The organism is Staphylococcus sp. EG-SA-14 (genome assembly GCF_017151935.1).
Lineage (GTDB): Bacteria > Bacillota > Bacilli > Staphylococcales > Staphylococcaceae > Staphylococcus > Staphylococcus aureus.
On sequence record NZ_JACVZM010000009.1, the window covers coordinates 69815 to 84740 of the forward strand.

General features: G+C 34.8%; 12 protein-coding genes. 2 read left to right on the forward strand and 10 right to left on the reverse strand.

The features are described 5' to 3' along the window. Positions 1 to 248: 248 nt before the first annotated feature. From IDG63_RS07325 to IDG63_RS07360, 8 genes are all read right to left on the reverse strand, one after another. Entirely contained in the window at positions 249 to 1217 is a 969-nt protein-coding gene (locus tag IDG63_RS07325; protein WP_000690411.1) for a sugar phosphate isomerase/epimerase family protein, read from the reverse strand. A 54-nt stretch (positions 1218 to 1271) separates the two neighbouring features. Continuing rightward, a complete protein-coding gene (locus IDG63_RS07330) occupies positions 1272 to 2312 on the reverse strand; it encodes a Gfo/Idh/MocA family protein (RefSeq protein ID WP_000163814.1) in 1041 nt (346 codons plus the stop codon). Between the two features lie 24 nt (positions 2313 to 2336). Continuing rightward, positions 2337 to 3413: a Gfo/Idh/MocA family protein gene (locus IDG63_RS07335; protein ID WP_000153466.1), complete on the reverse strand. Its 1077-nt coding sequence runs from the start codon at positions 3411 to 3413 to the stop codon at positions 2337 to 2339. Between the two features lie 73 nt (positions 3414 to 3486). Further along, complete coding sequence (locus tag IDG63_RS07340; RefSeq protein WP_000162661.1) at positions 3487 to 4326, reverse strand: sugar ABC transporter permease; 840 nt, start codon at positions 4324 to 4326, stop codon at positions 3487 to 3489. A 1-nt stretch (position 4327) separates the two neighbouring features. Then, complete coding sequence (locus IDG63_RS07345; RefSeq protein WP_000166892.1) at positions 4328 to 5596, reverse strand: sugar ABC transporter permease; 1269 nt, start codon at positions 5594 to 5596, stop codon at positions 4328 to 4330. A 2-nt stretch (positions 5597 to 5598) separates the two neighbouring features. Then, on the reverse strand, positions 5599 to 6870 hold the full coding sequence (locus IDG63_RS07350) for a maltodextrin ABC transporter substrate-binding protein (RefSeq protein ID WP_000034965.1): 1272 nt from the start codon (positions 6868 to 6870) through the stop codon (positions 5599 to 5601). Between the two features lie 12 nt (positions 6871 to 6882). Beyond that, the gene (locus tag IDG63_RS07355) at positions 6883 to 7980 is read right to left on the reverse strand and encodes an ABC transporter ATP-binding protein (RefSeq protein WP_000818915.1); all 1098 of its coding nucleotides are present in this window, start codon (positions 7978 to 7980) and stop codon (positions 6883 to 6885) included. A 383-nt stretch (positions 7981 to 8363) separates the two neighbouring features. Further along, positions 8364 to 8942: a M23 family metallopeptidase gene (locus IDG63_RS07360; protein WP_000166919.1), complete on the reverse strand. Its 579-nt coding sequence runs from the start codon at positions 8940 to 8942 to the stop codon at positions 8364 to 8366. Between the two features lie 208 nt (positions 8943 to 9150). Between IDG63_RS07360 and IDG63_RS07365 the strand changes: the two genes are divergently transcribed. Together IDG63_RS07365 and IDG63_RS07370 are read left to right on the forward strand one after the other, a co-directional pair. Continuing rightward, positions 9151 to 9777 carry an FMN-dependent NADH-azoreductase gene (locus IDG63_RS07365; RefSeq protein WP_001151451.1) on the forward strand — a complete coding sequence of 209 codons (627 nt, stop codon included), beginning with the start codon at positions 9151 to 9153 and terminating at the stop codon, positions 9775 to 9777. A gap of 188 nt (positions 9778 to 9965) precedes the next feature. Then, the gene (locus IDG63_RS07370; protein ID WP_000643623.1) at positions 9966 to 10739 is read left to right on the forward strand and encodes a tandem-type lipoprotein; all 774 of its coding nucleotides are present in this window, start codon (positions 9966 to 9968) and stop codon (positions 10737 to 10739) included. Positions 10740 to 11036: 297 nt separating this feature from the next. Here IDG63_RS07370 and ggt read toward each other — a convergent pair whose 3' ends face one another. Together ggt and IDG63_RS07380 are read right to left on the reverse strand one after the other, a co-directional pair. Further along, positions 11037 to 13043, reverse strand: coding sequence for a gamma-glutamyltransferase (gene ggt, locus IDG63_RS07375; protein WP_000236426.1), 2007 nt, complete (start codon positions 13041 to 13043; stop codon positions 11037 to 11039). A gap of 37 nt (positions 13044 to 13080) precedes the next feature. Further along, entirely contained in the window at positions 13081 to 14856 is a 1776-nt protein-coding gene (locus IDG63_RS07380; protein ID WP_000720813.1) for an ABC transporter substrate-binding protein, read from the reverse strand. Positions 14857 to 14926 lie beyond the last annotated feature (70 nt).

The following is a 14926-nucleotide window of genomic DNA, read 5'->3' on the forward strand; positions in this document are numbered from 1 at the left end:
ACAACAGGCTTTTTTTATTATCATATACCTCACTATCGAAAAGGTTATATACTCTTTTCAATGGTGAGGATTGTTACTGTGAATGGGTATGACCATCGCTAAATACTTATATAAAGTACACCTTCTTTACAAACAATGACATGATTTAAGGTGTGAAATTTTTGGCAATGGCTTGGCGACATATGCATTCATTCAACACTGCCACCAGTCTTACTTCAGACAAACTTCAGACTAACCTCGAGTTCGTATTATGCCCACCACATGTCTGCTGGCTTGTCGTAAATATTAACAGATTTCAAAGTTTGACAAGCTTTTTGGAAACCTTCTTCTACTGACATAATAGGATCTTCATGTTCAATACTTAATACATAATCATATCCATTAATAATAAGTTGACTTATGATATCTGCCCATACATATGGACTATGTCCATAACCAACTGTACGGAATGTCCATGCTCTTGTCGCAACGTTACCATATGGTTGCATATCAGTTAGACCATACATATTTACATTTTCTTGATTAATATACGTATCTTTAGCATGGAAGTGATGAATTGCATTTGCTTGGCCTAATATGCGAATCGCAGCAATTGGGTCAATACCTTGCCACCATAAATGACTAGGATCTAAGTTAGCACCGATATATTCATTTGTAGCCTCACGTAACTTCAACATCGTATATGGTGTATGCACTAAAAATCCTGCATGCAACTCTATGGCAATTTTTACATCTTGCTCTTTTGCAAACTCAGCTAAATCTTGCCAATATGGTATCAACTTTTCATTCCACTGATAATCATAAATTTCAGAGTAGGCTGTTGGCCAAGGTGTAACAGGCCAATTAGGCTTTTTAGCGGTATCATCTGATCCTGCAATGCCAGAAAATGTATTAACAACTGGCACGTCTAATAGATTTGCTAAACGGATTGTTTTACGTAACGTTTCATCGGCTTCTTTTGCTTCTGTCGGATCTGGGGAAATTGGATTGTTATGACAACTGAAACCACTTATTTGTAAGCCTCTGTCTGTGATTGACTTCATAAATGCTTGGCGCTTGTCTTCATTTTCTAACAACTCATCTAACTTACAAAATTTATCTCCTGGGTTACCACCTGTTCCAACTTCAATCATATCCAATCCAGATTCTGCGACATAATCTAACATATCTTCAAAATTTTTATCGTAAAATAATACTGAAAATACACCTATTTTCATTGAAAAGCACTCCTTCTTTTTATATTGATAATTTTGTATTATATATAATAATCATTAAAGTTGTATGCTCTTGTTATCAAAATCGCTACGATAAATCGCTTCTATAAGGGCATTTACATTGCGTGCTTCTTCCGGTTTCACCACAATCTCTTCTATCCCTAAACACGCATTGACAAAGTTACGCGCCTGTCTCTCACCAGCAATGTCTTCGTTATGCTCAACATTAACTTTACTTTCAAAAATAGCTCCAAAGCGGGGCTCATATATTTCAAATGGAAATAAATTGATACCGCCATCTTCGCCTGATAAACTAACGTGTACCTTATCTTCTTTGATGTTTGCAGACCACGAACATTCAAACTGCATGCTTGCTCGATTGGCAAATGTCATATAACTAGTAACATGATCATCGACATCAAATTTAGTGTGATCAAATGTTCCCCAATCATTAATTTGATTCGGTTGTTTGCTCAATTGATTATATGTTTTTCCTAGCACTTCATGCGGCACCATATCTTTACCTAGTAGCCACAAAGATAAGTCTAACAAGTGGCAACCATAATCGATTAAACTACCGCCACCTTGCAATGCTTTATTGGTAAAAACACCCCACCCAGGCACTTTACGCCTACGCATCGCTTGTACACGTGCTACTAATGGTTTACCAACCACACCTGCTTCAATTGCTTTTTTAGCAGTAATTGCCACATCTGTGTGACGATAATGATATGCGACAGTTAATAATTTGTAATTTTTATTAGCCGCTTCAATCATGCGATCACACTCTTCCGTCGTCATTGCCATTGGCTTTTCGCATAAGACATGGACACCATGGTTCAATGCTTCTATAGAAAGATCAGCATGGAATTTATTGGGTGTACAAATGACCACCGCATCAACAAGTTTAAACAGCTCGCTAGGTGTCTCAACTGCATGAGGTATATTAAAGCGCTTCGCAACATCAATCATCTGCACTGTATTAATATCTTGTACTGCAACTAATGAGACTGTGTCTTTGAGTTTCAGCAATGCTGGAATATGACGGTCTTGTGCAATACCACCAACACCTATCACACCAACTTTTAATTTTGTCATGATGTGCCTCCTTACCGTATGATGTTATTCAAAGTAAATTGCTTTGCCTGATTTTGCAGACTGATAAATCGCTTCAAGAATTTTTGTAACTACCATTGCTTGTTCCGGTTTCACAACTGGTTCAGTATCATTTACAACTGCATCAATCCAAGCTTTTGCTTCTTCTTCAGCTTCATCCACTTCATTACCTTCATAAAAGTCGACGCCTTTGTTTTCCAATTCAACGTGTTTGGTATAAAGTGTACCCATGTCTTCACCATGAATACGTAGACCATCTTTCATATCAGCACCTGCTTTAGTTCCTGATAATGAACATTTTGCCTCATCCACTTCTAAAGAATTAATCGCCCAAGCGGATTCTAAAATGATCGTCGCTCCATTCTTCATTTTAATAAATCCAAACGCAGAATCTTCAACTGTAAATTCATCTGGATTCCATGAACCCCAAGCGTTTGCCGCATGATGCTGTTTATTTAATTTATGGAATGTTGAACCCATCACTGATTCTGGCTCATAATTATCCATCATCCATAACGTTAAATCTAAAGCGTGTGTACCGATATCGATTAATGGTCCTCCACCTTGAGCTTCTTCGTCTAGAAAGACACCCCATGTTGGTACTGCTCGACGACGAATGGCATGTGCCTTTCCGAAGTAAATGTCTCCTAAGTCGCCACGTTGCGCTGCTTGATGTAAAAATTGACTATCTGCTCGGAAACGATTTTGATAACCTATTGTTAATTTTTTACCTGTTGATTTAGCTGTATCTATCATTTTTTGAGCTTCTGCTGTCGTTTTAGCCATTGGTTTTTCACACATCACATGTTTACCAGCATGCAACCCTGCTACAGTAATTTCACAATGCGAGTCATTTGGCGTACAAACATGGATAACATCAATCGTGTCATCTTTTAACAATGCTTTGTAATCATCATAAACCTTTGCATTGTCAGTTCCGTATGCTTCTGCCGCACTCGCTGCTTTCGAAATGTCTACGTCACAAAATGCGATCATTTCAACATTTTCAACTTTTTGTAAACTTGGCATGTGCTTGCCATTCGCAATACCACCACACCCAATGATTCCAACTTTAATCGTCATCATAACGTCCTCCTTTTAATCTTTATCGTCATTAGTGGTTCTTTATCAATTCTGCCCCACTCCTAATTTCAAACTAACCTTTTGTCGCACCTGTTGTTAAACCTGATACTAAATAGCGTTGCAAGAACAAGAATACGATTGCTATAGGTACTGCAATCATAATTGCCCCTGCTGCAAACACTGTGAAATTATTTGCATACTTATCATTAATAAAGTTGAACAATCCAACTGCTAATGTGAATTTTTCAGGACTTCTTAATAGTATTTTAGGTAATATAAAGTCCATAAATGGCCCCATAAAATTGAACAAAGCAACAACTGCTAAAATCGGCTTAGCTAATGGAAGCATAATTTGTAAGAAAATACGCATATGCCCTGCACCATCAATTTTGGCAGATTCATCAAGTTCTTTTGGAATCGTATCGAAGTAACCTTTCACTAAAAAGGCATTCATCGGTATTGATCCACCAATATATACCAGTGTTAGTCCAAATAAAGAATCTAATAATCCAATTGTATTTAGCAAAATATAGATTGCGACCATTGCCATTAATACAGGGAACATTTGTAAAATCAAAAATGTAATCAGCCCGTATTTACGACCAACAAAGCGATATCTAGAAAAAGCATATGCTGTTAACGTGACAAATATCACACTAAACAGTGCATTTGCAGATGCTACGATAAGCGTATTTTTATACCAAGTCAGGTATTGACTACTGTCATCGAATAGTAAGAATGCATAATTTTTAAATGTTGCATTGTCTGGTATCATTTTGGCACCATACAAGTTCGTACCTGGATTAAGGGAAATGCCAAATGTCCACAGTAGTGGATATAAAATGATGACAAACATCATCGCTATAAAACTGTAAATACCGATTGCTTTTAATATGTTTTTCTTCTTTGTCATCTTATAAACCTCCCTCATCTTTAAACGTACTTGTACGTCTGAATTGAATAAATGCGACAATAGCAACAATAAATCCAATAATTAATGACACAACTGCACCCATGTTGAAGTTGTTAAACTCAAATGTCAGATTATACACCCAAGATATCAAGATATCTGTACTACCAGCATTCTGCCCTGACACTGGTGGACCGCCTTTATTAAATAGATAAATAAGATTAAAATTATTGAAATTACCTGCATATTGCATAATTAACAATGGCGCTGTGGCGTAAATGACATGCGGGAATGTGATGTTTCTAAACTTTTGCCAACTAGACGCACCATCCATATCTGCTGCTTCGTACCAATCTGATGAAATACTTTGCAGTACTCCAGTGAACAGTGCAAAGACAAATGGGAATCCAAGCCATACTTGAATGCCGATTAATGCCACTTTTGCCCAAAACGGATCACTTAACCATGCTGGTGCTACACCTAATAAAGGTTGCAAAATATCATTATTTATCGCACCAAATTCATCATTAAATAACGCTACAAATATTAAAATAGTCACAAATGATGGTACAGCCCAAGGTAGGATTAACACAGTACGGATAAATTTCTTACCTTTGACGACAGGGTGATTTACAATAATTGCCAAAAACAGCCCTAATGCAATTTGAAGTGTCGTTGCAACAAGCGTCCATACTAATGTCCAAGTAATAACACTGAAAAATGTTTTACGCCAAACGCCAATTGTGAATAACGTTTTAAAGTTATCTAAACCAACCCATTCTAATGTGTGTCTCGGAGGCGCGTTGTATAAATTGTAATTTGTAAATGCTACTCCAAACATAAATATTAATGGAAATACAACTACAAATATCAATAAGAATGTACCTGGTGAGATTAATAAGTATGGGAACGTCTTGTCCCATGTTGCAACCATACGTGCCTTCGGATCCTTTATTTCCTCATTGCGATTAAATCGTTCAGCATTACGATATGCATCTAAAATATTAATGACATATAGCATGATTGCAAAAGCAACGAGTAAGATAGAAATAATACCTTGTGCAAGTAAGACACGAGAATCGTCTAACTTAGGTACTGTCCCTAATGTGAACAATCCCCAAAAACCAATATTTAAAAAGCTATAAAATACAGAAATAAAACTGATGAAAAAGATAAAAAATATCGTCCCTTTAATGGGTCTTTTATTATAAAACTGTCCCAAACCAGGTATAACAGATAATAATGCCGCTAATTTAGGGTTACGTTTCGTCATAACTAATCTCCTTTCTTATCATTTTGTGACGGATGAAGAATCTTAATATTTTGCGTTATATCATTCGTCGCCTCATCTAACGCTTGTTTAGGATTCTTACCATTTGAGATAAATATGCTTGCATTGCCCATTGGCTCCCAAACTTGTCGCATTTCAGGAATATTAGGCATCGGTTCAGCATGACGTGCTTGCTTTTCAAACACTTTTAAATTTGGATTAGATGATTTCACGTCAACACGTCCAGTAATTTCGCTCATTTCATCTGTATATTTTTGTAATGTATCTTTACTAGTGATATACAGCATTAAATCTTTAGCCCAATACTTATGTTTACTATATTCAGATAAATACCAACCACGTACACCGAGAAATGGTTTCATAGGTTTGCCACCATCTGTAGGTAATGTTGTTACTCCTAAATCTTTACCAAACGTTTCTTGATATTCATTAATGTTCCACGGTCCAGTGACAAATTGTCCTACTTTTCCTTCTTTAAAAAGACCAATCATGACATCATGTGTTGCTGCCTTAGGAAGATACCCTTTGTCGTACCATTTTTGTAATCGTTCAGCATTCTTGACGACATGTTTTGAATTTAGTCCTAGCTGATGAATATCATATTCACTGCCATTTTTCTTGAAAATATAATCATCATTGCCGAATAAAAACGGATAATTAAAATAGAAATTTTTAGCATCAAATAACATACCGTATTGTTTCTTTTTACTATCAGTTAGCTTGGCAGCATTAGCTTCAACTTCTTCTAACGTTTGCGGTGCATTTTTCACTAATTTTTTATTATAGAAAAGTGCGGTTGTTTCTACGATAGCTGGCAATGCTAGTTGCTTATTGTCATAATTCATCGCTTTAAGTGCTTGCTTATTGAAACCTTTCAACTCATCTTTTGATAATTTGATTTCAGCAGCTAAGCCTTGTAGATAGGCACTTCCAGTATTATCATGTGCTAAGAAAAAGATATCTGGACCTTTTCCTGCAGGAGCGTCTAGCGAAATATTTTCTAGTTGATCATTTTGACCAATATTTACAAGCTTTACTTTGATGCCGGTTTTTTTAGTATATTGATTCGTAATTTTTTTATAAAACGCCATTTGCTTGTCGCCATCCACCCACATCGTAAGTTGGTTAGGCTTGTCTTTAGAATTATCTTTATTCAATGCTTTATCAATATCTTCTTTCGAACGATTAGGGCCACATGCAGTTACGATTAATAACATTACCACGGCTAACGTGATACATTTTAAAATTTTAGACATGAATACTCCCCCTTAGACGATACGATTTCCTGTTTTTTCATCAAAAAAGTGACACTTATTCATATCAAATGCTAGTGTAATCTTGTCGTTCGTCATCACTTGGGTTCTTGAATCTAATTTAGAAATCAATTCCATTCCTTGGAATGTACTATGTACCATGATTTCTGAACCTAACAGTTCGGATACAACTACTTCAGATTCAAATTGTGTCTCTGGAGAAGTTTGAATAAATATTGGTTCTTCATGAATGTCTTCAGCTCGAATACCTAAAATAATTTCCTTGTCTAAGTAGCCAGCAGCTTTTAACTTTTCAAATTTTTTATTATGTAATTTAAAATGGTGTGTTCCTACCTTCAATCCGTCCATTTCAACTGTAGCATTCAACATATTCATTGCTGGTGAGCCGATAAATTGCGCCACAAATATGCAATTAGGGGCATCATATATTTCTCTAGGTGTGCCGACTTGCATAATGTCGCCATCTTTCAAAACAACAATTCGACTAGCCATCGTCAATGCTTCAGTTTGATCATGTGTAACATAAATTGTCGTAGTATTAAGTCGCTTATGTAATTTCAATATTTCTGTGCGCATTTGTACTCGAAGCTTCGCATCAAGATTCGATAATGGTTCATCCATTAAAAAGACTTTCGCATCCCTAACAATAGCTCTGCCCAAAGCAACACGTTGACGCTGTCCACCAGATAACGCTTTTGGTTTACGACCAAGATACTCAGTTAATCCTAATATTTCAGCTGCTTCATTGACTTTTTGTTCAATCTCTTTTTTATTTACTTTACGTAGCTTTAGCCCAAATGCCATATTTTCAAAAACAGTCATATGTGGATATAATGCATAGTTTTGAAATACCATCGCAATATCTCTATTCTTTGGTTCAACATCGTTCATGCGTTCCCCATCAATATAAAAATCTCCAGATGTGATAGACTCTAGTCCAGCAACCATTCGTAATGTTGTTGATTTACCACATCCCGATGGTCCAACAAATACAATGAATTCTTTGTCAGTAATATGTAGATTAAAATCTTTCACTACAGTATTGTTGTTATCATACGTCTTTTTAATATGCTCTAACTTTAGTTCTGCCATGTTATGCCTCCCATACTTTGTTTACAGTTTGATTGTGCAATACACTTTGTGAAAACGTTTGCACAAATACTTACATAAATCATATATTCAGTCATTATTAATGTCAATCATAAATTGTAAACGTTTACATTACTGTCAGAATTAAACTTTTATACAGAAAATTGATATAGTGCACAACTATTTTCTAGTGTGACAATAATGTTTTTTTATGTGCGATATTTCACTGCCAATGCTAACAACCTTGTCTTACATTTTAAGTAATATCTAAATCAAACAAGTATGACTTAGCATTACGATTTTCATTGAAAAAAGCAACCATTATGTAAGTATCATACTCACACAATGATTGCTTAATTTTTTAGACTGCGGGCACCCTTCTATAACTACAAATCATATAGGCTACGTTCCCCATCAGGTAACTGATCGATAAACGGTTTTGGATCTTCTGCATATGCATTACCTACGCCACCCTTCATTCTTTGAAAATGTAAATGTGCGCCTGTCGTTTGTTTACCTGTATTGCCTGAATATGCAATAATATCACCTGCTTTGACTCGATCACCTACTTTGACATTATATTTGTCTAAGTGTAGATACCACTGGTGATATTCTCCATTGTCTTCGGCAATCTGTAATACCTTGCCGCCCAATTCATTATTAAAGATACGTGTTACTTTACCATTCGTCGGCGCTTTAATTGGTGTACCTTTTGGCAATGCAAAATCAATGCCATAATGCTTACCATCAAATGGTGAATGTTGATATTTACCAAAAGTCTCAGTAATCCGACTCCCTCTAAAAAAGTCTTCCCATTTTGAGTGTCCTTGTCCTTTATGATTTTGTGTCAATTTATCGGTATATTGGTTAAACCATTTTTGAATGTCATCTATATAAATAATCGTAAATAATAGTGAAAGAAAAATGATAATTGTTGCCAAAATACGTTTTGGTCGCTTTGTCATAGTGGCATCCATCCTTCATATATTTTGGGTATTAAGTATATATTCTAAATCAACTATTTCATAATTAAATGCACTCATACTTTAGTAGTACTGCCAAATATAGATGAAGAAAATGATGGTAATTTGAATATTTTTATTGATATCAAATTTTATATCTAATATAATAATTATACTCAAGAAAATAACAGAAACAGAGGAGAATTTTCAAATGGCAAAAGTATTATATATTACAGCACACCCTTTTAATGAACTGGTATCAAATTCTATGGCGGCTGGTAAAGCATTTATCGAAACATATCAACAACAACATCCTGATGATGAAGTGAAACATATTGATTTATTTGAAACTTATATTCCAGTTATTGACAAAGATGTATTAACTGGTTGGGGAAAAATGAGTAATGGCGAAACGTTAACTGATGATGAACAAATGAAAGTTTCAAGATTGAGTGACATTTTAGAAGAATTTTTAAGTGCAGATAAATATGTATTTGTAACGCCTATGTGGAACCTTTCTTTCCCACCTGTAGTTAAAGCATATATTGATGCTATTTCAATTGCAGGTAAAACTTTTAAATATTCTGCTGAAGGACCTCAAGGTTTGTTAACTGACAAAAAAGTATTACACATTCAATCACGTGGTGGATATTATACTGAAGGACCTGCTGCTGATTTTGAAATGGGTGACCGTTATTTAAGAACAATTATGACATTCTTAGGTGTGCCATCATATGAAACAATCATTATTGAAGGACACAATGCTGAACCTCATAAGACTGAAGAAATTAAAGCAACTAGTATTAATAATGCTGAAAAATTAGCAACTACATTTTAAATTTTTAATTACACTGTGTGACGTCTCAAACGTCACACAGTTTTTAATTGTATGCATTTCCTACTTTTTTATAAATACCTATTATTTCCACACATTTAAAGTTTGATATCACTTTAATACTGATGTAAATATTTTTAAAATATATTATTATAGTGTTAATTAAGTATTTTAAGAAAAGATGTGAATGTATGAAAGCACATAAAATTTTCTGGTTAAACTTAGCAGCAATTATTATTATTTCAATTGTAGTCAGTGGCGGTATGTTTTTGGCAATGAAGTGGGAACAAATTCATTTGAAAGATGGTCTTAAAAAAGTACTAAGTACGTATCCTATTAAAAACTTAGAAACGCTTTATGAAATTGATGGTCACGATAATCCCCATTATGAAAATAATGATCAAGACACATGGTATATAGAATCCTCTTATTCAGTTGTTGGATCAGATGAGCTTTTAAAAGAAGACCGTATGTTGTTAAAGGTAGATAAGAACACACATAAAATAACTGGTGAATATGACACAACTACAAACGATAGAAAAAATGCTACTGACTCGACATACAAAAGTTATCCAGTAAAAGTAGTTAATAATAAAATCGTTTTCACAAAAGACGTAAAAGATCCCGCGCTGAAACAAAAAATCGAAAACAATCAATTTTTGATTCAAAGTGGTGATTTAACAAGCATTTTAAATAGCAATGATTTGAAAGTCACACATGATCCTACCACTGATTATTATAATTTATCTGGTAAGTTGTCGAATGATAATCCAAACGTTAAACAATTAAAACGTAGATATAATATTCCCAGAAATGCATCAACAAAGGTGGAATTAAAGGGAATGAGTGATTTAAAAGGCAATAATCATCAAGATCAGAAACTTTATTTTTATTTTTCAAGTCCTGGAAAAGACCAAATTATATACAAAGAAAGCCTTACTTATAATAAATTAAGTGAACATTAATACTTATGATGTAATTATAGAAATAACCAAATCATTTATTAAAATCTCACATTATAAAAACGCCTCACATCATTCATTTAATTGTACCGAATCACATCAAGTTAGATTTTAGACTAACTATTGTGGTGTACATCAAAAACGAATTTGTGGGGCGTTTTATATTTTACAAAGGCGACTAGCGTTTCTTATAACAACTTCAACATTACTACACTCAAGCATCACTCTAAAGTTTGAAATCGAACCCTTTCGTTCAACAAAAATCAAAATCCACTTCAAACTATATATCAAATACATAAATTATCTTGTGATACTATCTCGATCATATCTATAGTATGCATTTGTGTTTGCTTTCACTGAATGATACGTTTCATCAGTTAAGTATAAACTGTCATCCTTTAAGGTAACTTGATAACCTTTCTTCCGTGCCAACCAGGCAATATCTATATAATTTTTTCCGGCGATATCATAACTTCTTAAATCTTCAATATGTGCACTAACTTCAGAGAAGATGATTCTGACAACACTTTCATCAACCCAATATTTGTCATGCATCCACCGCACTTGTTCAGCATATAATGGCAACTGTATATCATTGAAATATACTCGATGGGTGTCATTATCGTATATTTTCGGACTAGGTAATGGTTGTTTTCTAATTGATAATACATCGCCACCTATCACTGTGCCTTCCCTCGTATCATCAGCACCTCCCGACGCGTCACGTGTATTCAAGTCAACCTGTAGTCCATGTACATCTCCAATATAGGCATCTGGTTTATGTTCCATTGCATGTCCACGTGCAATCAATGCTAATATTGTAGATTGTGAAAATTGAGGCTCCCATTCAATGCGATTAGGATGGCTACTATAAATTCTAGGTTCATCTATAGCCTGCTGAATATCCATGCCAAACACTAATACATTGATTAATGTTTGCGCAACACTAGCAATGATACTTATGGCACCAGGTGCACCTACTGTTAATATTGGCTTCCCGTGATACATCACAATCGTTGGAGCCATGTTACTTAGTGGTCGTTTATATGGTGCAATTTCGTTAATACCACCATCTACTACATCAAAGCCATCCATTGTCGTATTCAATAACACACCGTAGCCTGGAATCGTGATACCTGAACCATAAATCATACCAATTGATGTCGTAAATGAAGCAATATTACCTTCCTTATCAATCACACAAAAATGAGTTGTTTCGGTATGATTTTCTTCAACATCTGTATGACTAATGCAATCAGACACAACACCATGCTCTATATCAATATTTGCTTTATTGCTATCAATGAGCGTACTGCGTGCTTTTAAATAATCATCATCAATTAATGACTGTACAGGCACCTCATGAAAATTATCATCCGCCAAGTATTGCGCACGATCACTATATGCTAAATGCATCGCTTGTATCAAATGATGCAAGTAATCAACAGATCTTGGACCCATAGATGGTAAATCGACATGTTCTAATAACTTCAATATTTGAATTACCGTGATACCGCCAGAACTAGATGGTCCCATTGAATAAATGTCATAGTCTTTAAATGTTGCACTGATTGGCGCTTTAATCTGAATGTCATATTTGGCTAGATCCTCTAAAGTGATTGTCCCACCACATGCTTTGACAACATTGACTAATTGTTTCGCAATGTCACCTTTATAAAATGCATTAAACCCTTGTTCTCTTAATATTTGAAATGTCTTACCTAATTCGGGTTGTATAATCCAATCACCTTCACGCCAATATTGATTTTCATGCGTAAATACTTGTGCCGTTTCATGATACTTTGTCAATCGTGCGTGTTGCTGGCGCGAATATTTTTCAGTAGCCCAATTGGCTGCATGACCTTCAATGGCTAGTTCAATTGCAGGATTAATTAAATCTTCCAATGACAATTTAGCATAACGCTTGTGAATATAATCAAACAGCTTTGGAATTGCTGGCACAGCGACAGTTTTACCATGTGTAGTCATATCAAAAAATGATTTATATTCGCCTGAATCATCTAGATAAAATTGTTTGTCTACATGTTCAGGTGCTGTCTCACGTGCATCAAACGCAGTTATACTGCCAGTACTTTGCTCATAATATAGCAAGTACCCGCCACCACCAATACCTGATGCAAATGGTTCTACCACATTCAATGCCAGTTGAATTGCAATCACGGCATCCATGGCGTTGCCACCTTGATCTAATACATCCTTACCAATTTTAGCCGCAAGAGGATGTGATACGGAAATTAACCCTTCTTTAGATGTTTTTGTCTGTTTGTCATTTAAGTTAATGACCATACTATATCCTCCTACTTTCTGTTAAATATTTAAAACATTATTGATTAATGGCTTTTTCTACTTTTTCTAAATCTTGACGTTGCTCGTTACCAGTATCGACAAGTGGTGTAATCGGTGATGCAATTTTAAATTTATCGCCACGATAAAACTTAATAAATTGATCCTGATCTATCGCATTAACTACTGCTTGTCTCAAGTTTGGATGCGTCTTAAATATACCTTTTTTAATATTTAGCATTAAAAAGACTGACTTGCGTCCATTTTTGCGAATAATGCTTAAATTTTTATCCGACTTAATTAAATCAAAATGTTTTTGATTCACATCTGCCAACATATCAATTGAATGATTTCTAAGTTCTGACAATGCATTATTCGGGTCACCATTAAACTTCAATGTAATATTTTTAATTTTAGCTGGTCCATAACTACCTTTTTCTGTTTCGTTGAATCCTGGATTACGTTGAAACGTTGCTTGATATGCATTTTTCTGTGTCATAATGTATGCGCCACTTGCATACAGCGCATTTTTCCCATCTGAATTTGCAGGAATTGTACTGCTATCCCCATATCCTTTTGGATATTCTTGATTTACTTGATTAACAAATTTTTTAGATAAAATGCCTGCCGAAGAGTGTGTTAAGTAATTTACCTCTCGAGGCATCGATTGATCTGTCGTAATTTTAACAATTTGATAAATACCGTCTTTATTATTTACTTTTTGACCATCTGTCGTTAACGATTTGACGTTATAAGCTTTAATCAACTTATCATAGATTGATTTATCGTCCTTGTCTTTCTCTTTACGCAACTGATCGATGTCCTCATCTTTTAATATCTTGATGTCATTTATATGTTTGTGCATATTGTAAGTATTATTGTTAGGCACAGACTTTTTATCACGTGCTCTATCTAAAGAAAACTTAACATCTTCAGCCGATACACGCTCTCCAGTATTACGTGCTTGTCCATTGACCACTTTCGCAAAATAATCATCATCTCTTAACAAGAAATAAAATGCTTTATTGTCCTTATTCACAGCATAATCACGACTTAACGAACCTTTCGTTGTTAAGTGATCATTTTCATCTAATAATAATAACCTTGTGTACATATTCATATTAATTGAATATACTGACGGCGCAATTGAACGTATTGGATCCAATGTAGGAATTTCACCATCTTGTTGTGTCATCACAAGTGGCCGCGTATCTCGTTCTCTACTATTGTTGTAATCAAATTGTTGCCATATTAATGCACGTGAATTTGGCAATCCAACACTATTTTTATCTAACACTTTATTGTCATATACTAAATTCTTTTTTGATCCATATAAAGGCGCCATATACCCTTTATCAAATACAACTTCATCTTCAATTTGCTTATATGTTTGTTTAACATCTGCTTCATTTTGAGTAGAAGCTTTATTTAACAACTGGTCTACATGTTTATCTTTCAATAAACTATTTGATCCTGTAGAACTAAATAATGCCGTCATAGCATAGTTCGGGTCACCAAACACTGTCATCCAGTCATCAATTTGGATATCATAATTGCCGGCTTGACGTTGTGTACGATAGCTACCATAATCTGGTTGGATATTCATCTTCACGTTAAATCCTGCATTTTCCAATTGATCTTTAACGATATTCATATCATTTTCATAACTTGCTTGTCCTAGGAAATGTATTGTTGGTCGCTCGCCTTTCACTTCAACTTTCGATGACTTTTGAGCCACTTCTGATTTCGTAGGGACACCACAACCACTTAATACCAACGCTAAAACTATAATTGCGATACTAATGATTTTCTTCACATCTATCCCTACCTTTTTAATGAATTCTTGGATCTAGTGCATCACGCACTGCATCACCTATAAAATTAAA

Coding starts and splice junctions, on each gene's coding strand:
- IDG63_RS07365 (WP_001151451.1), top strand. CDS start 9,151: ATGGCAAAAGTATTATATATTACAGCACACCCTTTTAATGAACTGGTA.
- IDG63_RS07355 (WP_000818915.1), bottom strand. CDS start 7,980: ATGGCAGAACTAAAGTTAGAGCATATTAAAAAGACGTATGATAACAAC.
- ggt (WP_000236426.1), bottom strand. CDS start 13,043: ATGGTCATTAACTTAAATGACAAACAGACAAAAACATCTAAAGAAGGG.
- IDG63_RS07335 (WP_000153466.1), bottom strand. CDS start 3,413: ATGACGATTAAAGTTGGAATCATTGGGTGTGGTGGTATTGCGAATGGC.
- IDG63_RS07340 (WP_000162661.1), bottom strand. CDS start 4,326: ATGACAAAGAAGAAAAACATATTAAAAGCAATCGGTATTTACAGTTTT.
- IDG63_RS07360 (WP_000166919.1), bottom strand. CDS start 8,942: ATGACAAAGCGACCAAAACGTATTTTGGCAACAATTATCATTTTTCTT.
- IDG63_RS07350 (WP_000034965.1), bottom strand. CDS start 6,870: ATGTCTAAAATTTTAAAATGTATCACGTTAGCCGTGGTAATGTTATTA.
- IDG63_RS07325 (WP_000690411.1), bottom strand. CDS start 1,217: ATGAAAATAGGTGTATTTTCAGTATTATTTTACGATAAAAATTTTGAA.
- IDG63_RS07370 (WP_000643623.1), top strand. CDS start 9,966: ATGAAAGCACATAAAATTTTCTGGTTAAACTTAGCAGCAATTATTATT.
- IDG63_RS07330 (WP_000163814.1), bottom strand. CDS start 2,312: ATGACAAAATTAAAAGTTGGTGTGATAGGTGTTGGTGGTATTGCACAA.
- IDG63_RS07345 (WP_000166892.1), bottom strand. CDS start 5,596: ATGACGAAACGTAACCCTAAATTAGCGGCATTATTATCTGTTATACCT.